General features: G+C 42.9%; 21 protein-coding genes. 13 read left to right on the top strand and 8 right to left on the bottom strand.

Annotated features, from left to right (window positions below; all coding sequences use genetic code 11):
* Positions 1-652: 652 nt before the first annotated feature.
* The 6 genes from AC4E8D_RS26065 (at position 653) to AC4E8D_RS26040 (ending at position 6081) form a co-directional block, all read left to right on the top strand.
* Positions 653-1156, top strand: coding sequence for an SMI1/KNR4 family protein (locus tag AC4E8D_RS26065; protein WP_221823648.1), 504 nt, complete (start codon positions 653-655; stop codon positions 1154-1156).
* 334 nt (positions 1157-1490) lie between these two features.
* The gene (locus AC4E8D_RS26060; RefSeq protein ID WP_221823674.1) at positions 1491-2249 is read left to right on the top strand and encodes an SDR family NAD(P)-dependent oxidoreductase; all 759 of its coding nucleotides are present in this window, start codon (positions 1491-1493) and stop codon (positions 2247-2249) included.
* 60 nt (positions 2250-2309) lie between these two features.
* Positions 2310-3395 carry an alkene reductase gene (locus AC4E8D_RS26055; RefSeq protein WP_221823646.1) on the top strand — a complete coding sequence of 362 codons (1086 nt, stop codon included), beginning with the start codon at positions 2310-2312 and terminating at the stop codon, positions 3393-3395.
* Positions 3396-3570: 175 nt separating this feature from the next.
* Entirely contained in the window at positions 3571-4569 is a 999-nt protein-coding gene (locus AC4E8D_RS26050) for an NADP-dependent oxidoreductase (protein ID WP_221823672.1), read from the top strand.
* A 61-nt stretch (positions 4570-4630) separates the two neighbouring features.
* Positions 4631-5209, top strand: coding sequence for a TetR/AcrR family transcriptional regulator (locus AC4E8D_RS26045; RefSeq protein WP_221823644.1), 579 nt, complete (start codon positions 4631-4633; stop codon positions 5207-5209).
* 89 nt (positions 5210-5298) lie between these two features.
* Complete coding sequence (locus tag AC4E8D_RS26040; protein ID WP_221823642.1) at positions 5299-6081, top strand: SDR family NAD(P)-dependent oxidoreductase; 783 nt, start codon at positions 5299-5301, stop codon at positions 6079-6081.
* A gap of 18 nt (positions 6082-6099) precedes the next feature.
* On the opposite strand, the gene AC4E8D_RS26035 is transcribed toward AC4E8D_RS26040, so the two are convergent.
* The 6 genes from AC4E8D_RS26035 to AC4E8D_RS26010 all read right to left on the bottom strand — a co-directional run bounded on the left by AC4E8D_RS26035 (position 6100) and on the right by AC4E8D_RS26010 (position 9542).
* On the bottom strand, positions 6100-6699 hold the full coding sequence (locus AC4E8D_RS26035; RefSeq protein WP_221823640.1) for a class I SAM-dependent methyltransferase: 600 nt from the start codon (positions 6697-6699) through the stop codon (positions 6100-6102).
* 34 nt (positions 6700-6733) lie between these two features.
* Positions 6734-7780 (bottom strand): sensor histidine kinase, encoded by a 1047-nt coding sequence (locus tag AC4E8D_RS26030; protein ID WP_490206511.1) that lies wholly within the window; start codon positions 7778-7780, stop codon positions 6734-6736.
* A gap of 73 nt (positions 7781-7853) precedes the next feature.
* Complete coding sequence (locus AC4E8D_RS26025) at positions 7854-8510, bottom strand: response regulator transcription factor (RefSeq protein WP_490205375.1); 657 nt, start codon at positions 8508-8510, stop codon at positions 7854-7856.
* 57 nt (positions 8511-8567) lie between these two features.
* Positions 8568-9134, bottom strand: coding sequence for a class I SAM-dependent methyltransferase (locus AC4E8D_RS26020; RefSeq protein WP_221823634.1), 567 nt, complete (start codon positions 9132-9134; stop codon positions 8568-8570).
* Positions 9135-9175: 41 nt separating this feature from the next.
* Positions 9176-9397 (bottom strand): DedA family protein, encoded by a 222-nt coding sequence (locus AC4E8D_RS26015; RefSeq protein WP_260632924.1) that lies wholly within the window; start codon positions 9395-9397, stop codon positions 9176-9178.
* 19 nt (positions 9398-9416) lie between these two features.
* Positions 9417-9542: a hypothetical protein gene (locus AC4E8D_RS26010; protein ID WP_260632923.1), complete on the bottom strand. Its 126-nt coding sequence runs from the start codon at positions 9540-9542 to the stop codon at positions 9417-9419.
* Positions 9543-10408: 866 nt separating this feature from the next.
* Here AC4E8D_RS26010 and AC4E8D_RS26005 point away from each other — a divergent pair.
* Positions 10409-10996, top strand: coding sequence for a sigma-70 family RNA polymerase sigma factor (locus AC4E8D_RS26005; protein WP_221823633.1), 588 nt, complete (start codon positions 10409-10411; stop codon positions 10994-10996).
* Positions 10983-11732, top strand: a complete 750-nt coding sequence (locus AC4E8D_RS26000; RefSeq protein WP_221823631.1) for a DUF3600 domain-containing protein — start codon at positions 10983-10985, stop codon at positions 11730-11732. Before AC4E8D_RS26005 ends, AC4E8D_RS26000 begins: the two co-directional genes overlap by 14 nt.
* 73 nt (positions 11733-11805) lie before the next feature.
* On the opposite strand, the gene AC4E8D_RS25995 is transcribed toward AC4E8D_RS26000, so the two are convergent.
* The gene (locus AC4E8D_RS25995; protein ID WP_221823629.1) at positions 11806-12681 is read right to left on the bottom strand and encodes an AraC family transcriptional regulator; all 876 of its coding nucleotides are present in this window, start codon (positions 12679-12681) and stop codon (positions 11806-11808) included.
* Between the two features lie 108 nt (positions 12682-12789).
* On the opposite strand from AC4E8D_RS25995, the gene AC4E8D_RS25990 reads away from it, so the two are divergent.
* The gene (locus AC4E8D_RS25990; RefSeq protein ID WP_221823627.1) at positions 12790-13947 is read left to right on the top strand and encodes a Gfo/Idh/MocA family protein; all 1158 of its coding nucleotides are present in this window, start codon (positions 12790-12792) and stop codon (positions 13945-13947) included.
* 225 nt (positions 13948-14172) lie between these two features.
* Here AC4E8D_RS25990 and AC4E8D_RS25985 read toward each other — a convergent pair whose 3' ends face one another.
* Positions 14173-14493, bottom strand: coding sequence for a winged helix-turn-helix transcriptional regulator (locus AC4E8D_RS25985; RefSeq protein ID WP_036605715.1), 321 nt, complete (start codon positions 14491-14493; stop codon positions 14173-14175).
* Between the two features lie 415 nt (positions 14494-14908).
* Between AC4E8D_RS25985 and zwf the strand changes: the two genes are divergently transcribed.
* The 4 genes from zwf (at position 14909) to yunB (ending at position 19683) form a co-directional block, all read left to right on the top strand.
* Complete coding sequence (zwf, locus tag AC4E8D_RS25980) at positions 14909-16363, top strand: glucose-6-phosphate dehydrogenase (RefSeq protein WP_036605716.1); 1455 nt, start codon at positions 14909-14911, stop codon at positions 16361-16363.
* A 552-nt stretch (positions 16364-16915) separates the two neighbouring features.
* Positions 16916-17809, top strand: coding sequence for a phosphogluconate dehydrogenase (NAD(+)-dependent, decarboxylating) (gnd, locus tag AC4E8D_RS25975; protein ID WP_076211001.1), 894 nt, complete (start codon positions 16916-16918; stop codon positions 17807-17809).
* An 86-nt stretch (positions 17810-17895) separates the two neighbouring features.
* Positions 17896-18540 carry a fructose-6-phosphate aldolase gene (gene fsa, locus AC4E8D_RS25970; protein WP_221823625.1) on the top strand — a complete coding sequence of 215 codons (645 nt, stop codon included), beginning with the start codon at positions 17896-17898 and terminating at the stop codon, positions 18538-18540.
* A gap of 264 nt (positions 18541-18804) precedes the next feature.
* The gene (yunB, locus tag AC4E8D_RS25965) at positions 18805-19683 is read left to right on the top strand and encodes a sporulation protein YunB (RefSeq protein ID WP_221823623.1); all 879 of its coding nucleotides are present in this window, start codon (positions 18805-18807) and stop codon (positions 19681-19683) included.
* Positions 19684-19714: the final 31 nt, after the last annotated feature.

The raw sequence follows: 19714 nt of genomic DNA, 5'->3' as shown, positions 1-19714 counted from the left end.
GCAGTAATACATTCTTGGACAAAATAACTATCACTTTGTTGACTTAGAAAAACCAATTTTGAATGATATAGACGAAAAAAATGGAAATCTAATCAAATTATTTGATTCTTCCTCATAGCTTTTTTACAATTTTCTTTGAGTAAACTAAGGCTGCTTTTAAAAGCAGCTCTTTTTATGTTGTAAATTTAATCATTGGATCAAAGAATGGCGAAGTGGATTCAGTGTTAAGGAGAATTGAATCTAAAATAGCACGTAACTTCTCCAGATGTAATTTTGTATAGCCGTGCACGTGATAAAATCAAGGATATGATATGAATATTATTCAGTCAGTGGAATAATCTCATTTTATAGTATAGAAGAGATATGTTTATCTTATAATAAGATATAAAAAATATAAAATTATGATATAGAAACACGTTATTTCACGTGATTTTAGTCTCAATTGATGATATAACTCACATCCAATTTCAAATTAACTGTCCCCCAACCACCAAAGGCTGGAAGCTGGTTGCCGCTTTTCCCAACCATTTCCCCAGTCTTTTTGTCTTTGTCTTTGTCTTTGAAGCACCATAGCAGGGATTTTCCATTCAAATCCCGAATAGGTGATATAGTTTCTATTTCTTAAGCTGATGGGCAGGTGTATAAATTGGAAATGAATAATGGAAAAGGAAACACTCACTTTAGGGAATTTATGACTTGGGCCGGGGAAAAGGGCTGGGACATAATGAGTAAATCCGGTTCGCAGTCACATTTAAACAGCAACGTTACTTCAAGATATAAAGGACTTCCAGATGAATATTTAGAATTTCTAAATGTAGTTGAAAAATGCGTTGCACCGGATGAACAAACCTGGTTTATTTGTGAGGCTGAGTTCAACAATAGCACGGAGACCGCATTCCAATGGAATGAATTTGAAATGCTTAGTTTGGAGGCAGCAGAGGGGGATGCTATTTGGCAGTCAGAGATAACGGCCTGGTGGGATCATCACTTGCCGATCGTAATGTCTGTGAAGGATGGATATGCCTTCTATGCCATTGACTTAACAACCGACAGAGGAGCTATTGTCCGTGGATGTGAGCCTGAATTTGAAGAGGTTGAAAAGGTATCCGATTCGTTTGGAGAATTTCTGGCATGGATCATGTCGAATTCAGATTAGCGTAACTAGGAAAGGTTGATGGTTATACTTGTGGCCAGCAAGCCTGACATTAGATTATTCAACGAAAGAAAAGTTAATTCTACTTAATTTGAAGGAGTGAAACGATATAGGAATTCTTGATTTATGATATAAATGGTTTATATAGCGTGATTTTATTCTCATTTAAGTATGTTCCAAGCATATGTTCTACATATAAAATAATTCTTTACTGTTCGTTCTAGAAATGATATGCTAACAGCAAGTTAGTTCTAACTGCTTTTTTTTGCACAATAAAGAACGATCGTTCTCAAAAGTGAATTTACACTAATCTAAAGAATATGAGGGAGAGAATATGATGAAATACACAGTGATTACGGGAGCAAGTTCAGGAATTGGATATGAAACAGCATTGGCATTTGCAGCACGGGGCAAAAATTTGATTTTGGTAGCTAGAAGATTGGATAAGCTTGAAGAGCTTAAATCGACTATCCAGGGTATCGATCCTAAAGTGAATGTTATCGTACACACAAGCGACCTGTCTGTTACCGCAGAGGCGTACACGCTATATAACGATTTGAAGGAATATGAAATTGAGACTTGGATCAATAATGCGGGGCTGGGAGAAGGTTCGTTCATTGCTGAACAGAATTTGGATAAAGTGGAGACCATGCTACGTGTTAACATCGAATCTTTGACCATTCTCTCTACATTGTATGTGCGAGATTATGCAAATGTCGAAGGTACTCAGTTGATTAACGTCTCCTCCGCACTCGGATATGCCATTGCTGTAGGTAGTGTTGCTTATTCTGCATCGAAATACTACGTTAGCGCCTTTACAGAAGGTCTTGCCAAAGAACTGGAACTGAAGGGTGCAAAACTAAAAGCGAAGGTGCTTGCACCAGCGATCACGGAAACAGAGTTTGTACAAAAATCAATTGATGCTGAAGGATTTGATTACAAAGCGAATATGTCCAAATATCACACAGCTAAAGAAATGGCAGGCTTCATGATCGATCTGTATGATCACCACGAAGTGGTTGTAGGCATTGTAGACCAGAACTATGATTTTCAGCTGACAGGCGCAATCTACCCGGTCATTTCAGAATTGAATTAATACAGCAGAATCTAGAGGATACATCTACAAAATCTCAAATAAGAAGAGGAGTACATCCAAATGGAAAAGATATGGAGTAAAACGAAGATTGGTAACATGGAATTGTCTCATCGACTAGCGATGGCACCTATGACACGCAGTAGAGCACAAGAAGATGGTACACCTGGAGAGTTAGCGGCACTTTATTATGCTCAGCGTGCAACGATGGGACTTCTGATTACAGAAGGAACACAGCCTTCAGATGATGGACAGGGTTACTTGTGGTCACCTGGCATTTACACCGATAAGCATATTGAAGGATGGAAAAAGGTAACCGATGCGGTGCATGAAGCTGGCGGATATGTATATATCCAATTAATGCATGCGGGTCGCATGTCCCATCCGGACAATACCCCGCATCATCGTCAACCGGTTGCTCCGTCAGCAATCGCACCGGGTGTAGAAATGTTCACAGCTAAAGGAATGCAGGATATCCCTGTACCCCGGGAATTGAGTCGGGAGGATATTCAAACGACCATCGCCGATTTCCGAAAAGCAGCAGCCGCAGCGATCGAAGCAGGGGCAGATGGCGTTGAAATTCATGGAGCCAATGGTTACTTGATCAATCAATTTTTGGGAGAGAATTCGAATACACGCACAGATGAGTATGGCGGATCTATAGAAAAACGTGCTCGCTTTGCGATGGAAGTAACCAAAGCCATCGTGGAGGAAATAGGGTCAGAACGAACAGGCTTCCGTATCTCACCAGGGACACCGCTGGGTGGAATTCAAGATGGCGAACAAGGCCCTGAACTCTATCGCTATCTTGTAAAAGAATTGGCTCAATTGGATTTGGCTTACCTTCATGTTATGCATCTTGGAGATGAGAACCTACTTCAAGACATTCGTTCGATCTGGCAAAATCCATTGTTGGTCAATCGGGCTGGAAGAACGTTGGATGATCTTAGTGTAGATCTAGATCGTGGTCTCGCTGATCTGGTACCGGTTGGTGTATGGTCCTTAGCTAATCCAGATTTGGTAGAACGACTTCAACAAGGTGCGCCACTGAATGAAGCAGATCCGACAACATTCTTTGGTTTGGGAAGTAAGGGCTACACGGATTATCCTACGTTGGAAGAATTAAAGTCGCAAGAGGGGCTACACTAGCACAAGTATGGAGCATGGCGTACAACTGAATACTGCGCGCCATGTTCCTAACATAAGTTGAACTACTCATTTACACGATAACAGCGATTGGAAGGTTGTTCTGTCATCGTAGTGTCAGTGTAAATAATCTTTAGTTCAACTTTTATAGTCTATAAGTAAAGGAAGAGGAAAAATGATGAGAGCAGCTCAAATACAGAAATATTCCAAAAAAATCCAAGTGGGAATCAATAATATTGAGATACCTCAGATTCATAGCCGTGAGGTCCTTGTCAAAGTGAAAGCTGCGGGTGTAAATCCGCTGGATATCTTGAATATGAATGGCAGTGTTCGGATGATTGCCGACTATACGTTACCTTTAACTTTAGGGAATGAATTATCGGGTGTCATTGAAGCCGTTGGTGATGATGTTTTGAATTTTAAAGTAGGTGATAAGGTTTATACCAGGTTGCCTCTGAATAAAATTGGTGCTTTTGCTGAATATGCAGCTGTACATGAGGATGCCTTATCCATGATGCCTGAAAATCTATCTTTTATCGAAGCTGCTGCGATACCTCTTACAGCCTTGACCGCGTATCAAGCATTGCATGATGTACTCCGAGCTGAACCGAATAAAAAGTTGTTTATTCCTGGTGGAACGGGTGGATTCGGTGCAATGGCTATCCCGATTGCCAAGTCCATGGGATTAACGGTTATCACAAGTGGCAGTGAGAGGGGCAGAGCACGTACTCTATCCATTGGAGCAGATCAATTCATTGATTATAAGACTGAGCAGTATGCTGACATTCTGTCCGATATCGATTATGTGATCGACACCTTGGGTGCGGATGAGATCAAAGCTGAACTGAGTATTTTGAAACCACAGGGGAAATTAGTCTCTTTGAAGGCAGGACCCAATTATCGTTTTGCAGTGGACAGTCAATTCCCGTTGTGGAAAAGAGCATTGTTTGGTCTCGTAGGTGCACGCCTGGATTCCATGGCACGTAAGACTCAAGCTGAATACCGTTTTTTATTTGTGCATTCCAGTGGGATTCAGTTGCAAGAAATCACAGCTCTTGTAGAAAAAGAAGACATTAAACCTTCGATCGATTCTACGTATACGTTTGATGACATTGAAAAGGCATTGATCAAAGTATCAACGGGTCACTCGCAGGGCAAAGTCATTGTTACCTTTTAAAGGCTCGTTAAGATCATACTCATGTTATTTAATGTTCGTTTTCTGAACAGGAGGGAAGCCAATGGCGAGAAGCAAAGAGTTCGAAGAGTCTGTTGTACTGGATAAAGCGATGAGACTTTTTTGGGAACAAGGCTATGAGAAGACGTCTATGACAGATCTGGTCAATCATATGGGAATTCATCGTAAAAGCTTGTATGACACATTTGGCGACAAACACACCTTGTTCCTAAAGTCAGTAGATCTGTATGATCACAAAATCAGCTCCGCTCTTGCAACAGGCGTAAAGCGTTCTAAAACGGCAACGGAAGCACTTCAGTTTATATTTCTTTCTTTAATTCATGGAGATGAGCATCCAGCATCAGGCTGCTTCATTGTTAATTCGACGGTCGAATTGGCGGCACGCGACGACGAGATGAACAACCGATCAACGGAGATGTTTGCAAATACGGAGAAACTAATCAAGGACATTATTGTGTGGGGACAGCAAGAAGGTGAATTCACAACGGAGTACAACGGCGAAGTATTGGCGGAATATCTGCATAATGTAAGCATTGGGTTAAGGGTGATGGCCAAAACTTCGATAACCAAAGAAAAACTTCTTCGTATAGCGACGCTATCCATGGATCTCATACGGAGGTAGTCTATTTTTTTCACTATTATAGAACGTTCGTTCAAATATTGATGTTCCAGATGAAACACATTTTATAGAAAAGAGAGGCAGGCAACAACATGAGAAAGACAGTTCTAATCACAGGGGTATCAGGTGGGATCGGTAAAGAGTTAGCAGATCGGTTTGCCAAAGGTGGACATCATATTGTGCTGGTAGCACGAAGTGAGGGTAAAATACAGGATCTAGCTCAGGAGTATCGGAAAAAGTATGGCATTCAGGCGACGGTTATTGCCAAAGATGTAGCGGCACCTGGGGTACCACAGGAGATTTATCATGAGCTGAAGGAAAAGGGCATTGTTGTTGACTATCTTGTCAACAATGCAGGCTTCGGTCTGTTCGGGACGTTTATGGAAACGGATATGGAACAAGAAGTTAATATGATTGACGTGAATATCAAGGCTTTAACCGTCATGACCAAGCTATTCTTGCCGGATATGATCCAACGTAGGCAAGGCGGAGTGATGAATGTGGCTTCATTGGTAGGTTTTTTCCCTGGACCGATGATGTCGGTATATTATGCGACGAAAGCGTATGTGCTATCGTTCACTGAGGCTTTGGAGAATGAAGTAAGCGGAACTGGTGTTACGGTGACAGCACTGTGCCCAGGGCTGACATCTACCGGATTTGTGGATCGTTCGGGTATGGGTGTCTCGAAGATGTTGCAGGGCCCGATCATGGAAGCAGGACAGGTAGCGGAAGAAGGATATCAAGGCTTCTTGCGTGGCAAGACATTAATTATGCCAGGGACTCGTAACCGCTTCATTGCATTTATGCCGCGCTTGTTACCGCGTAAGATGATGACTCGCATGATTAGATCCTCACAGGACAAGACAGGACATTAAACATTTATAGAGGATAAATCAGATCTTACCCAATTCGATCGTTTCACGTTGTCCTTCATCGTCCCTTTTACGACAAACATACACAAAAACAGGAGGGAAACTGAAGGGCACAAATTGAATTTTCTCAATCTCGAATAGTTCAGCTAATCGTTTCTTCATATGAAGGGAGTACTGGTATAACACTAACGTGCCTTCAGGTCGGAGCGCTGTATGGATCTGTGAAAGGATGTTACGTCTCATTTCTCTGGAGAAATTAAAAAATGGCAGTCCACAAATGATATTATCCAATTGATGGATATGTTCTTGATGCATCTTTTTCACTAAATAGGATGCATTCGAATGGTACATGAATTCAGGATATGTTTTCTTCAGAATATTCCTCATTTTCGGGTCTCTTTCAAATAAAAAAACGGTAGCAGATTGGGGTAATTCAGCTCTCATAAGACGTGTGATGGCACCTGTTCCAGGCCCCAGCTCAGCAATGGTTCGAATTTCATCCCATCGTACAGACTGGACTATTTTTCGGGCTAGAAATTTGGAACTGGGCAGGAGACTACCTACTCGTTTGGGGTTCTTCAGAAATCCTTGCAGGAAAAGAAGTGGTTCGGATGTTTTCATTGCTGTATCCTCCATGACTGAATTCGCTGATGGTTTACTGGATGTTGTTGGAAGGCAGGCTTATCTGGAACGTAAATATGTTATGCGTATGCTGAAGTTTCAAGGTACCCTGATGTAACTCTGCAATGTTTCTTGCAATCGAAAGACCCAGACCAGACCCCGTTTGAATGCCTTCACTGCTTCTTGAATAATCTACCTTATAAAAACGATCAAACAGTTTATCTTTTTGCTCTATTGTGAGTGGCATACCTTTATTTTCGACTTCAATGGTAATGTGTTCATGACGCATACTCATTCGAATGTGGATCGTACCCGGTTTGAAGGAATACTTTAGGGCATTCATGAGAAGATTATCGATGGCGCGAGCAATCTTATCACTATCTACGATGGCCATGATTGGAGCATCGCCAATCTCTTTTACAATATGAATACTATTTTCCTGAGCCAATGGTTCAAATTCAAACAGTAACTGATCCAAGAGTTGATGTAGGTCAACCTTTTTCATATCCAGTTGGGTATCTACTGAGGTTAAGCGTGTGTATTCAAATAAATCATCGAGCAGCTTCTTTAAATGCGTTGCTTTGTTATAGGTGTTCTGTATGAAGCGGTCATACTCTGCTTTGTCTTGAAAAGATTCTGTTCTAAGAAGCTCGATATACCCGATTATGCTGGTAAGTGGTGTGCGCAGGTCATGTGAGATGCCCGTAATCATGTCCATCTTGGATTTTTCCAACTCGCGCTCCTTGATCATCTGTAGCCGCAACTGCTCAGTCATGTGATTGATGTTGGAAGCGACTCGTCCAAGTTCATCTTGTCGATTGACGGGTACACGGTAGTCCAGATTGCCCTCCGAAATGAATTGAAGCCCTTGCTCTAATGTAATGAGATCTCTCACAATTTTTCGTGTGGAAAACAAAAAAATTAACGTGAAAATTACGATGATGATTGGTGTTAAAACATAAGGGAAAATGTAGAGAAGCGAAGGCCAATTAAATCTTTCACTAATTTTTGCGGCAGCTATGATCAACATATTATTTACACCCACAGAGCCAACAAACGAAATCAATAAACTGATCAACATTTGATATAGGATGTTAATCTGTATCTTTTTTTTAAAATGTGGTAATCGTTTAATCAATTTTATAGCCCACTCCTCATACCGTTTTAATATACTGAGGTTCCCGTGGATTCATTTCCAATTTCTCACGCAGGTTACGAATATGAACCATCACCGTATTATCCGAATACCCGAAAGGTTCTTTCCATACAGTTTCGTATATCTTCTCGGAGCTAAATACTTGTCCAGGTTGGCTGGCAAGCAACACCAGAATAGAAAACTCCAGAGGCGTAAGCGAAATGTCATTTTCTTTGAGCTTCACGGAATGTTTACTTGTATCAATGACAAGGTCCTTGATCAGAATAAGTGAATTGAATTCTGCTTTGCCAATCAGTGTTTGACGTCGCAGCTGAGCCTTAACGCGAGCAAGTAACTCTAGCGGATTAAACGGTTTGACCATGTAATCATCAGCCCCGGTAGTCAGGCCCGTGATTTTATCAATGTCTTCTTCCTTGGCGGATAGCATTATAATCGGAGTGGCTGATACTTCTCTTATTTTGAAGCAGGCTTTGATTCCGTCCATAATGGGCATCATGACATCCAGAATAACGAGTTGGACCGATGTTGTTTTGATAATATTTAGCGCTTCCTCACCATTGGTTGCTTCAATGACCTGATATCCTTCGTTACGTAAATAGACATGAATGACATCCCGGATATCGGGTTCATCATCAACAACGAGAACGGTACTCATGATTCAACACTCCTTAAAAATTAGAATAACATCAGTGTAAACGATAGTCCGGAATGTTTAAATTGTTTCCTTTTTGCGACAGACATAAACGAACGCAGAAGGTATGTTCAAAGGCACGAATTCTATTTTTTCGATGATAAAGTGTTCGGATAATGTTTTTTTCATTTGGAGTGAATATTGAAAGGCGATGAATAACCCTCCAGGTTTGAGTGCCTTATGGATCTGGTCTACCAACGTATTTCTTAATTCAGGCTCAAAGTTGAAAAACGGCAATCCGCTAAAAATGTAATCCAGTTGCTGAACGCCCTCTTGATTCATGGATTCTACCAATCGAGCGGCGTCTGGATAACAGGAGAACTCCGGGTATGCCGTCTGAAGAGTATTCCTCATCGTTTCGTTCATCTCAAACAATAGGACTTTGGTGGAATTCTGTACTTGTTGATGAATATAGCGAGTGATCGGACCTGTACCCGATCCAAGCTCGGCGACTGCTTTTGCCTCTAACCAAGAGGCTTGCTTCACCATTTTGCTGGCGAGAAACCGGGAACTTGGTATGATACTGCCGACATGTTTAGGGCTTTGCAGAAAACTTTTCAAAAATAGTACAGGTTCATTGGAATTCATAGGGGTTCCTCCATAATGTGATGGTATGTTATCAGACCCAGTTAGAAATGGAATAATTGAAGCGTAGATAGGATGGGACCGCCGAAGTAGATTCCCGCTGTAAAATACGTTATGGTCCATAACAAAGCACTGGAATAGGAGATAAGAGCAAATTTTCTATACTGTACGCCATTGAGTCCCATCACCAAAGGGAGAACATAGCGCACGATTGGAATGAACAAACCGATGCACATTGCCCAATTGCCACTCTTATTCAGAATCATTTCAGCTTTAACGAAGTGTTTATGATGTTGAGATTTGTGATTTATCATTTGGAATTGGAATACCGAAAGGTCCTAATGAGAAGGCAAAATAAAAAATCAGATAACCATACTGATGAAGTAGCTCTAAGATCGTATTACTGATCATTGTTTTGCCTCCTCTCTTGTTGATATAGCAATCTTAATGAAAAAAACTAAGGAATTAATGAGCAAAATTCTGAAGAAAATCTAAAGAATACATAAGCAAAGCCAAACAACTTACGTTTAAGAAAAAAAAGCCTTGCCAACTTAATGGCAAGACTTGAATAGATGGAACTATTCAGGAACGGTGATCAAGTGGGACGAATTTCTGAGTATCAAATAAAGTTTGTCTCAAAAAGGAACGTATAAGCGAGCTCGAGTTGATTACCTATATCTTTATCTGCAAGGATGAGGATGAGCATCAAAGAAGAGCCGAGACGTCATAATGACGACTCAGCTCTTTTTTTATGCCCAAGGGGATCAGACTTCTATGAAATCAGTTTATTGTAGGAAGTAGAACCATCTGAATTTGGTACCAGCAACCAAAAACAAAACAATCCATCCCCATAAAAACAACAAACGTAGAGGTCGTGGAATCAGTAAATATTCTGAGTACAATTTGCTGAAAAGTTTCATTACAGTAGTGACCACCCCTGTTAAGTTACTCCCTATATCCGCTTTCGAAAGAAAAAGAAGTAAGTCGATATGATAACCAAAACTCCAATAAGTCTATATACCGTGGCGTAGGCCTCAAGGTGGGTTCTGGCGATTACTAATCCGATGATCGAAATAGATAATAGCAAAAGAGCAAAGGTAATCTTATAACTCAGGTTCAAAACCTCCAGTTATATCAAAATTAGGTATATTATATCATGATAAACACCAGAGGTCTTTTTTGTATCAGATTCAGCTATACCTACTCATTCAATAAATAAATCGAACGATATGATGCTGGCGTGCCAATATATAGTGTAAGGAGGAAGGGGATGGCTAATGAGTGAGCAGGATGAGTACATAGAACTTGTAACGTTAATACGTACTGGGCGTGAAGAAGCATATGGAGAATTATATGAGAAAACAGTGACGGGGATATATCGAACTGTGCGTTTTCTCATCAAGGACGAGTCTGACGCGGAGGACGTGGTACAGGAGATTTACATTCAGGCGTATCGGTCATTAGAGCGATATGATGCGGAGCGTGCTTTTCGTCCCTGGTTGATGGGGGTGACGATGCGACAGGTTCAGAGTTATCGGCGCAAAAGGTTGATGCAGTTTCGGTTTAACAAGCGGATCGAAAAATCTGACGTTGGTATGGAATATGATTTTTCCACTGATTTGATCAACAAACTGGCCAATCGTCCTCTGCTGGAACAGGTGCGCCGTTTGCCGTACAAGCTGCAGCAGGTGGTCACACTTCATTATTTGAATGAATATACGCAAGAGGAGATTGCTGACATATTGGAGATTCCGCTTGGAACCGTAAAATCGCGTATACATGCGGCGCTGGCGAAGTTGAGACAGAAAGAGAAGATGAATCCAAGATTGCGGGGAAAGGTGGAGGATCTGCATGAAACTCGATGAACAGTTGCGAAAAGCCTACCAGGAAGAGACCAAAGACTGGTCCGTTCCTGCTAGAATTAAACATAAAATGATGGATGGTATTCGAAATGATTCACACATCAGAAGAAATCGAAAAAAATGGCTGGTCACTGGGCTATTGGCTGTTGTACTCATTGTTCCCACCGGAGCCTATGCAGGGTACACCTATCTCGCAGACGGAATATATGGTTCACAGGAGAATATCGCTGCTATGGGGGGAACAGCTGAGGATTACCTGAGGTTGGAAACAAAGCTGCAGACGGCCAAGGCCCATTTCAGCGAAGAAGAATTTGTTCAATATATGGACCTGCTGAAGCAAATGGGGCAAATGGCCGTGAAGTATGCCGATTCTCAGGGCAGTATGCATCCAGAGCAGTGGAGTACAGTGGAGCAGGAACGATATAACATTCTTGTAGCTGAGTTGGAACCGTTTTTTGAGAAGCTGGAAGCTGTGAGTGTAGGGTCCTCCAAAAAACGGATGGACGACCAACAATTCTGGACGGAACAATTGGAACAGGCAGAAAAGACATTTACCAAGGAACAATATCGTGAGTTCAAGTCTGTCTATGAACAAATGAAAAAATACCAAGTTATGGTGATGGACAAGGATGGAAGTATCCATGAGGAACGCTTGTCAGCGGAGCAGAAGGATGATTTAAGGCAGCTAGAGAGACGCCTAATTCCCTATTTGAAACGGTTGGAGCTCAATGTGCGTTGAGTTGAGTGAACTGTGAAAGAGGAGCAGAAGCGGAGAAGAGATTCTTTCGCTTCTTTCTTTATGTTGTGAACCATTATTTCCTCCCCTGCACATTCAGCCGATATTGATGCGGTGTTGTGCCTGTGGCAGTACGGAATACCTTGCAAAAGTAGGAGGGACTCGTCATACCGACACGGTGACCGATTTCGGGAACCGTAAGCGAGGAACGGGTGAGCAGCACGCACGCATGACGAATGCGGGTAGCTTGAGCATAAGCGACAATCGTGGTGCCGGTCGCTTTTTTGAACAAATGAGACAGATGATAGGGAGATAGGTGAAGTGTATCTGCGATATGCTCCAAACGGAAAGGCTGTGAATAATGCTGCTCAATCCATTGCATGATGGCTTCGGCATGAGGGTGAAGAATACCTGAATTGAATGTTGCGCCCGTATGTGAAGGACGATTTGTAACATCTTTCCATAAGTAGCGAAGTTGCGTAAGTGTATCGAGCACAAAGAGACACGTATCCTCCTCAGCTTCATGAGGTAGCAGATCTGGATAAGTCTTATCGAATTGTTCCATTCGTTGAATGAGTGGGGAAGTGGTAGCAAGTCGGATGGGCTGAATGGGAGATTGCTCTCTCAACAGATCCTGTATGAAACGGTGAGTCGCGATAAAATGCGACCAGTGTGCCTTCAACAGATCAAGTTCAACCATGAGTACATTTCGAATGAAAGGCTGTTGTCGGGATACTTGAATCTGGACGTGGTGCAATTGAAAAGGTCGAAAAATCATGAGCATACCGGGTTCAAGGGAGAACACCTGGCCTTCTGTTATCAACTGACCGTATCCCTTATGTATGTACGTAATTTCCATTTGTGAATGAGCATGGAACACCTCGCGAAACGATGTGTTGGAAGTGCGACGATATGCCAAATTAAAATATTTTTCTGGAATGAAAGACATCATGAACTCCTCCCTCAACATGCGCAAGATAGTTTTATTTTAGCACATGATGAACGCATAAAAGTGCTTTATTATTGTGTATTGTGAAGGGAATAAGGGAGGTATGCAACGATGTTAACAGTGGCAATTATCGGAGCAGGTGCAATTAGTGGAGCACATATCTCAGCATATTTGGCGTTCCCTGAGCGATGTCAGATTGTTGCTGTCGTCGATATCTACGTGGAAAAAGCACAGAAGCGAATTAATGAATATGGTCTGGAAGGTGCACAAGCAGTCACGGATTACACAGAGTTACTTGCCCAAAACATTGATCTGGTATCAGTCTGTACACCACCGTACACGCATGCTCCCATTGCGTGTGATTTCATGCAAGCAGGTGCACATGTGTTGGTCGAAAAACCGATGGCATCTTCCCTGGAGGAAGCGGATCTGATGTTGAGAGCAGCGCAAGAAAGTGGCAAGTTGCTATCTGTAGTAGCACAGAATAGGTTTACGACACCAATGATGAAGCTAAAAGGTGTGCTGGACAGTAAACGGATGGGACCGATTGTACATGTGCAGGTTGATTCGTTCTGGTGGAGGGGCCACAATTATTATGATCTGTGGTGGCGCGGGACATGGGAAAAAGAAGGCGGAGGCTGTACGCTTAATCATGCGGTGCATCATATTGATGCCATGCTGTGGATGATGGGACCTCCAGTGGAATTACAGGCGATGATGGCAAATACGGCACATGATAATGCCGAAGTCGAGGATATATCCATGGCCATGCTTCGCTTCCAGGAAGGGGCGCTTGGCATAATTACCAGTTCCGTCGTACATCACGGAGAGGAGCAACAGTTAATTTTTCAGGGCAAGGAAGCCCGGGTATCTGCACCTTGGAAAGTGGTTGCTTCTACCGCGAGGAATAACGGATTTCCGGAACCGAATCGAGAGTTGGAACACCAGATTCAGAAACTCGCTGACGAATTACCGGATGTTACTCATGTCGGTCACGCTGGGCAAGTTGAGAATGTGTTAAACGCTATTGAAACAGGATCACCCCTTCTAGTGGATGGGAAAAGTGGCCGAAATACGCTTGAATTGATTGTGGGTATTTACAAATCTGCAAGCACGGGGGAAAAGGTTGTTTTCCCACTAGGAGCGGAAGACGCATTTTACACAAGAGAAGGAATTATGAAACATGCCGTACACTTTTATGAAAAAAAGACGACGGTGGACAACTTCGAGGATTCGAGTATTACGCTGGGTAGCAAGTTGGATTCGTGATATTCGAATAAAAATCGCAGAAAAAGATGCCAACTCACGTCTAGTGATTTTGGCATCTTTTACTTTTAAATGATTAAGAATAACACCCCGTCCCAAAATATTCTATTTCGGAGTGAGTTAATCATCTATTAGAGACAATATTAAAGACATGAATAATATGACGTTTATACGTGTGTTTTGCATTTCCCGTTGGTAATCCCTATTTCGCCTTTAAATTAAGGGATGCTACAACCACTTATCAGCCCAACGTTCCACGGCGCTTAGCGCTCTCCCCAGTTCCGTGCCTTTTCGTGACAACATATATTCAGTTCGAACTGGACGTTCCGTGACCACATGGCGAACCACAAGTCCCTCTTCCTCCAATTCCTTCATTCGTTCATTTAACACACGTTTGCTCAAGTCAGGGATATAAGCGTGAATCTCACTGAAGCGTTTGGGTTCCTCCATCAACGCATGGATAATGAGGGCTACCCATTTTCGGCCAATGATCTGATAAGATTGTTCCACTTTTGTACATATTTGCTTGGCATTCTCATCATCGCTCATGATTGTACTCCTTTGGTTTAGTATTGCTTGTAATATCATTAGTATACTTATTGTAACCTACTTGTCCACAGGCCATATGTGTAAAATGTCACATGCCAATTGTTCTTAATCTTACCACATAAAGCGTTATCATCAAATAAAAACCCTATAAACACTGGAGTTCACAGGTTCGACACGATTATTGACGAATTGTGACGACAGGTGTAATATGGGTAACGTTAATTCAAATGGTTACAATTTATAACCTAAACACAGGTTGTGGAGAGAAGGAATGTTCCATGGTTGAATTCAGGCGTGTTATATAAACGGAGGCAAGGCGGGGAATACACCCACTTATTCCGTCTTTTGTCATGCTTGGATTTGAACATTTTGCAACATCATATACTATACTGCACAGATCACAGGAGGCACTCCAATGGATGCAATGACATTTGTCCTGTTCGGGGCAACAGGCGATTTAGCCAAACGCAAGATTTACCCTGCATTATATAACTTGTACATGGATCAGAAAATGCCGAAATCTTTCTCCGTTATCGGATTGGGACGACGTGAATTGTCGGATACGGACTTCCAGGCGAATGTTGAAAAGTCACTGCATGAATTCTCACGTCAGACGCCGGAAGAAGCATCTCAGGTTCGTGATTTCATTGGCGCTTTCCGTTATTGTTCTTTAAATAATACGAAGCTTGAAGATTACACCAAATTGTTGGAACTGGTTCAACAGCGTGAACAAGAGCTTAACATTCCCGAAAACCGCATGTTCTACATGTCGGTGGCACCGGAATTCTTTGAGCCAATCGCATTGAACATTCAAGAAAGTGGCCTGGGTAACACCAAAGGCTGGAAGAAACTGATTATCGAAAAACCATTCGGACACGACCTGCAATCAGCTCGTGATTTGAACGAAAAACTGAGCAATACCTTCGCGGAAGAAGAAATCTATCGCATTGACCATTTCCTCGGTAAACCGATGGTTCAAAATATTGAGACGCTCACCTATGCAAATCCGGTGATTCAAGCGTTGTGGTCTAACCGTTATATTGCCAATGTACAGATTACGGCAAGTGAGACGGTGGGTGTTGAAGAACGTGCCGCGTATTACGACCAAAGTGGTGCTCTTCGTGACATGTTCCAAAACCATATGCTTCAGTTGCTGATGATGATTGGTTTGCATTTACCAAAACGTTGCACGCCGGAAGAAATTCAATTTAAAAAGCAAAAAATTGCTGAAGCACTTCGTCCGTTGACAAAAGAAAATATCGCTTCTGAAGTTGTTCGTGCGCAATATGCAGCAGGTGAGCTGCAAGGTTCCTCGGTTGTTGGATATCTGGACGAGCCTGGCATTCCAGCCGGATCTCAGAATGAGACGTATGTTGCCGCGAGACTTTGGATCGATGATCCATTCTGGAGCGAAGTTCCATTTTATATCCGTACAGGTAAACGCCTGGCTGAGAAATCCACCAGAATCGTTGTTGAATTCAAGGCACCACTGAAGACAGGTCATGAATCCGAAAATACAACGGAACCGAACCTGCTGACGATTGAAATTGGTCCTGGAGAAAGCATCTCGCTTCAATTAAATGCGAAGAATCCATTGAACCATGGTGAAGTGGAACCAATGCATATGACATTCAACTCAGGTAAACGTAACATCCCTGAAGCTTACGAGAATCTGATCTTTGATGCGATGCGTGGAGATTCCACCTTCTTTGCACACTGGAACGAAGTGGAGCTGGCATGGCAATGGGTACAACCGATTCAGGAAGCATTCGAAGCGGGCAGCGTGCCACTGGATACGTACAGTGCAGGTTCGCATGGACCTGAGTCAGCAGATCGCCTGACGGCAGCAGACGGTTACCGTTGGTGGTAAGTGAAACGAAAGAGTGAGCATAAGAGAACACAATAGTAAAAAAACAGTACATTCCATTGTGCTCACCAATGAACATTTTGCCTTTTCAAAAGACCACCTTCCGCTCAGCGGGATATAGAAAACGAAATGCTCCTATTCGTCTAGAGCCTGTACTCCAGAGCGAGTTGGGTCGTATGTTGCAATTCAATTCTGATATAAAAACAGTATTAATTACGAATCATACCGTTCCAATTTTGCATAAGTCCTTCTGGTTATGTTTGCCAGAAGGCCGTGAAAATTTTTGAATATAGATTAGCGGTTCAGTTTTGAAAATGGGTTGGCTTGAACGCTGAGAATGTAGTGTAGGGGGACGAAATCGATTCTGTAGAAGCAAAGCGTTCGCCTGTATCCCCGGATTTTCTCCTATATAGGAGATTCAAAAAATCTGGGGATAACAGCGATCAAAAGAACGATTCGTGACCGGAACGGTTACTTCACCAAACGTTAAGCACTTATTTTAAATTTTGAACGCAAATGAAATTTAAACATTGTTCATAACAGGAGGATTTTGAAATGAAACTTGGACTTGTCGGATTAGGAAAAATGGGATTGAACCTGGGTAGAAACTTGATTGATCACAAACACGAAGTGGTTGCTTTTGACCTGAACGCTGATGCAGTAAATGAAATGAAAGAATATGGCGCTGAAGGCGTATCTTCTTACGCAGAGATGGTGGCTTCGCTCGAATCCCCACGTGTATTGTGGATCATGGTTCCCCACAACGTAGTAGACGCTGTGCTGGCTGAAGTTAGCCCATTGTTGTCCAAAGGGGACATCATTATTGAAGCGGGTAACTCCCACTACAAAGAATCCATCCGTCGCTACGAAGAGATGAAAACTAAAGGCATTCACTACATGGATGCAGGTACATCTGGCGGTATGGAAGGCGCGCGTAATGGAGCATGTTATATGATCGGTGGAGACCCGGAAGCTTGGGCAATCGTTGAACCGGCATTTAAAGATACTTCCGTAGAGAACGGCTACCTGTATGCGGGTAAAGCGGGCAGCGGTCACTTCCTCAAAATGGTTCACAATGGTATCGAGTACGGTATGATGGCATCCATCGGTGAAGGTTTTGACGTATTGGAGAAAAGTGGATTTGATTTCGACTTCGAACAAGTGGCTCGCGTATGGAACAACGGTTCCGTTATTCGCTCTTGGTTGATGGAGCTGACAGAACGTGCCTTCTCCAAAGATGCAAACCTCGATGAAATTAAAGGCGTAATGCACTCTTCCGGTGAAGGACGTTGGACGGTAGAAACGGCATTTGACCTTCAAACCGCTACACCGGTTATCGCGTTGTCCTTGCTGATGCGTTATCGTTCACTGGAAACAGATACATTCACAGGTAAAGTGGTAGCAGCATTGCGTAATGAATTTGGCGGTCACGCAGTAGAGAAAAATTAATTTTATATATAACTGTTAACATATGATGAACATCGGGTAATGACTTATATCGTGTTTACGAATTCATCAAGTGGAGGGAACATATCATGAAATTTTTCTTGGATACAGGGAATGTGGAAGAAATCAAACGGATCGAACGTCTGGGTCTGGTGGATGGAGTCACGACTAACCCGTCTTTGATTGCCAAAGAAGGTCGCGTATTTAAAGAAGTCATTCAGGAGATCTGTAACGTTGTTAAAGGGCCGGTCAGTGCTGAAGTCATCGGTCTCAAAGCCGAGGATATGTTGAAGGAAGCTTATGAAATTGCAGAATGGGCACCGAATGTAGTCATTAAATTGCCGATGACCGAAGATGGGCTGTACGCTTGTCATGAGTTGACGCAAAAAGGGATTAAAACCAATGTAACGCTGATTTTCTCCGCAGCACAGGGTCTGATGGCGGCGAAAGCCGGTGCAACCTACATCAGTCCATTCGTTGGTCGTCTGGATGATATTGCGGTGGATGGTATGAAATTGATTCGTGATCTGCGTCTGATTCTGGACATGTATGATCTGCCTTCCGAGATTATCGCAGCAAGCATTCGCAATATCAAACATGTAGAGGAGGCAGCCCTTTCCGGTGCGCATATTGCCACCATTCCGGGTTCGCTTCTGCCGACACTTTGGAAACACCCACTGACGGACAGCGGGATTGAACGTTTCCTGAAAGACTGGGAATCTGTTCCGAAATAAAAGGATAGACATGGCCTGAATCTTTGGGTGGTCTAAACGTAAAGCCTTTTGCCTTGCAGAGTAAACTGCAGGCGAAAGGCTTTTTTAGTCTCTGTTTATGTAGTTTCCGATTTGAGGTTAGTTTAAACAATGAGGAGTACTTGTCCCTTTCATGTTGTTGTTACTTTCTATCCAGTGTCCACGTACTGTCCTTCTTTTTCGGGACAACGGTGCATAAGGTTAACATATAGCCTATAGCTCATCCCGTAGGGGAGGGACACTTCGATGATGAGAAGAAAATGGCGAAGCCGGAGACGCCGTAAGCCGCCAAGCGGCAAACGCAAAATGTGGTTGATCATTCTATTGGTCACCGCGTTTTGTTTGATGCAGGGCTTTGCTTATGTGGATAAAAAGATGAAGCCCCCCATCATGCACTTGGCCAAGATCAGAGTGAAGCAGATTGCGACTGAAGCGATCAACAAGGCGATTACAGCACAGGTTGCAGATGGCAAAACCAACGAAGGACTGATTGACTGGAAGACGGATACCGCCGGGAAAGTGTCCGGTTTCATGCTGAACTACAATGAGCATATGCAAATTACTGCAAGTACGATGAATATTGTGCAATCCACGCTGCAGAATGTACACATGTTAAAAGAAAAAATCCCGCTGGGGCAGGCGCTGGGCAGTCCGGTGTTGGCTTCATTTGGCCCGAGTATACCGGTTCGTATTGAGCCCCAAGGCGCTGTCAAAGTGGACCTGAACACCCGTCAGCAAAATGCGGGGATTAACATGATCTTGGTGGAAGTGTACATTCACATTATTGCTGAGGTCGCGGTCGTGGTGCCATTCGACATGGAGCCCGAAACGGTTGATACGGAAATTCCGATTTCCTACCTTCTGGTTGTCGGGGATGTGCCAATGTATTATTACGATAATCAGGGCAAGCCAGTGGGCACTAACGGCAGTAACGCCCCAGCTATTGCGCTGCCATCAGGTCATACGGGTGTATCAAGCGGTAATGGAGTAACTACGAATCCGCCTAGCCAGAACCAGCAACAGACGCCGTCAGACCCTTTGCAAGGGAATGAACTTGAAATTGAACCGGATGATCTGCCTGATGTGAATGGGGGATTGCAGCTCAATAAGGACGCGCACCCATGATACACACAATTTGAATTGTAAAACAAAGAAA

Source organism: Paenibacillus sp. SRL342 (assembly GCF_984798905.1).
The sequence above is the reverse complement of the archived record's forward strand: the minus strand, read 5'-3'. Positions and strand labels throughout refer to the sequence as shown.

What these genes read in the sequence shown, in the direction of transcription:
- AC4E8D_RS26065 (WP_221823648.1), top strand. Translation starts at nt 653, where the DNA reads ATGAATAATGGAAAAGGAAACACTCACTTTAGGGAATTTATGACTTGG.
- AC4E8D_RS26060 (WP_221823674.1), top strand. Translation starts at nt 1,491, where the DNA reads ATGAAATACACAGTGATTACGGGAGCAAGTTCAGGAATTGGATATGAA.
- AC4E8D_RS26055 (WP_221823646.1), top strand. Translation starts at nt 2,310, where the DNA reads ATGGAAAAGATATGGAGTAAAACGAAGATTGGTAACATGGAATTGTCT.
- AC4E8D_RS26050 (WP_221823672.1), top strand. Translation starts at nt 3,571, where the DNA reads ATGAGAGCAGCTCAAATACAGAAATATTCCAAAAAAATCCAAGTGGGA.
- AC4E8D_RS26045 (WP_221823644.1), top strand. Translation starts at nt 4,631, where the DNA reads ATGGCGAGAAGCAAAGAGTTCGAAGAGTCTGTTGTACTGGATAAAGCG.
- AC4E8D_RS26040 (WP_221823642.1), top strand. Translation starts at nt 5,299, where the DNA reads ATGAGAAAGACAGTTCTAATCACAGGGGTATCAGGTGGGATCGGTAAA.
- AC4E8D_RS26035 (WP_221823640.1), bottom strand. Translation starts at nt 6,699, where the DNA reads ATGAAAACATCCGAACCACTTCTTTTCCTGCAAGGATTTCTGAAGAAC.
- AC4E8D_RS26030 (WP_490206511.1), bottom strand. Translation starts at nt 7,780, where the DNA reads ATGTTGATCAGTTTATTGATTTCGTTTGTTGGCTCTGTGGGTGTAAAT.
- AC4E8D_RS26025 (WP_490205375.1), bottom strand. Translation starts at nt 8,510, where the DNA reads ATGAGTACCGTTCTCGTTGTTGATGATGAACCCGATATCCGGGATGTC.
- AC4E8D_RS26020 (WP_221823634.1), bottom strand. Translation starts at nt 9,134, where the DNA reads ATGAATTCCAATGAACCTGTACTATTTTTGAAAAGTTTTCTGCAAAGC.
- AC4E8D_RS26015 (WP_260632924.1), bottom strand. Translation starts at nt 9,397, where the DNA reads ATGATTCTGAATAAGAGTGGCAATTGGGCAATGTGCATCGGTTTGTTC.
- AC4E8D_RS26010 (WP_260632923.1), bottom strand. Translation starts at nt 9,542, where the DNA reads ATGATCAGTAATACGATCTTAGAGCTACTTCATCAGTATGGTTATCTG.
- AC4E8D_RS26005 (WP_221823633.1), top strand. Translation starts at nt 10,409, where the DNA reads ATGAGTGAGCAGGATGAGTACATAGAACTTGTAACGTTAATACGTACT.
- AC4E8D_RS26000 (WP_221823631.1), top strand. Translation starts at nt 10,983, where the DNA reads ATGAAACTCGATGAACAGTTGCGAAAAGCCTACCAGGAAGAGACCAAA.
- AC4E8D_RS25995 (WP_221823629.1), bottom strand. Translation starts at nt 12,681, where the DNA reads ATGATGTCTTTCATTCCAGAAAAATATTTTAATTTGGCATATCGTCGC.
- AC4E8D_RS25990 (WP_221823627.1), top strand. Translation starts at nt 12,790, where the DNA reads ATGTTAACAGTGGCAATTATCGGAGCAGGTGCAATTAGTGGAGCACAT.
- AC4E8D_RS25985 (WP_036605715.1), bottom strand. Translation starts at nt 14,493, where the DNA reads ATGAGCGATGATGAGAATGCCAAGCAAATATGTACAAAAGTGGAACAA.
- zwf (WP_036605716.1), top strand. Translation starts at nt 14,909, where the DNA reads ATGGATGCAATGACATTTGTCCTGTTCGGGGCAACAGGCGATTTAGCC.
- gnd (WP_076211001.1), top strand. Translation starts at nt 16,916, where the DNA reads ATGAAACTTGGACTTGTCGGATTAGGAAAAATGGGATTGAACCTGGGT.
- fsa (WP_221823625.1), top strand. Translation starts at nt 17,896, where the DNA reads ATGAAATTTTTCTTGGATACAGGGAATGTGGAAGAAATCAAACGGATC.
- yunB (WP_221823623.1), top strand. Translation starts at nt 18,805, where the DNA reads ATGATGAGAAGAAAATGGCGAAGCCGGAGACGCCGTAAGCCGCCAAGC.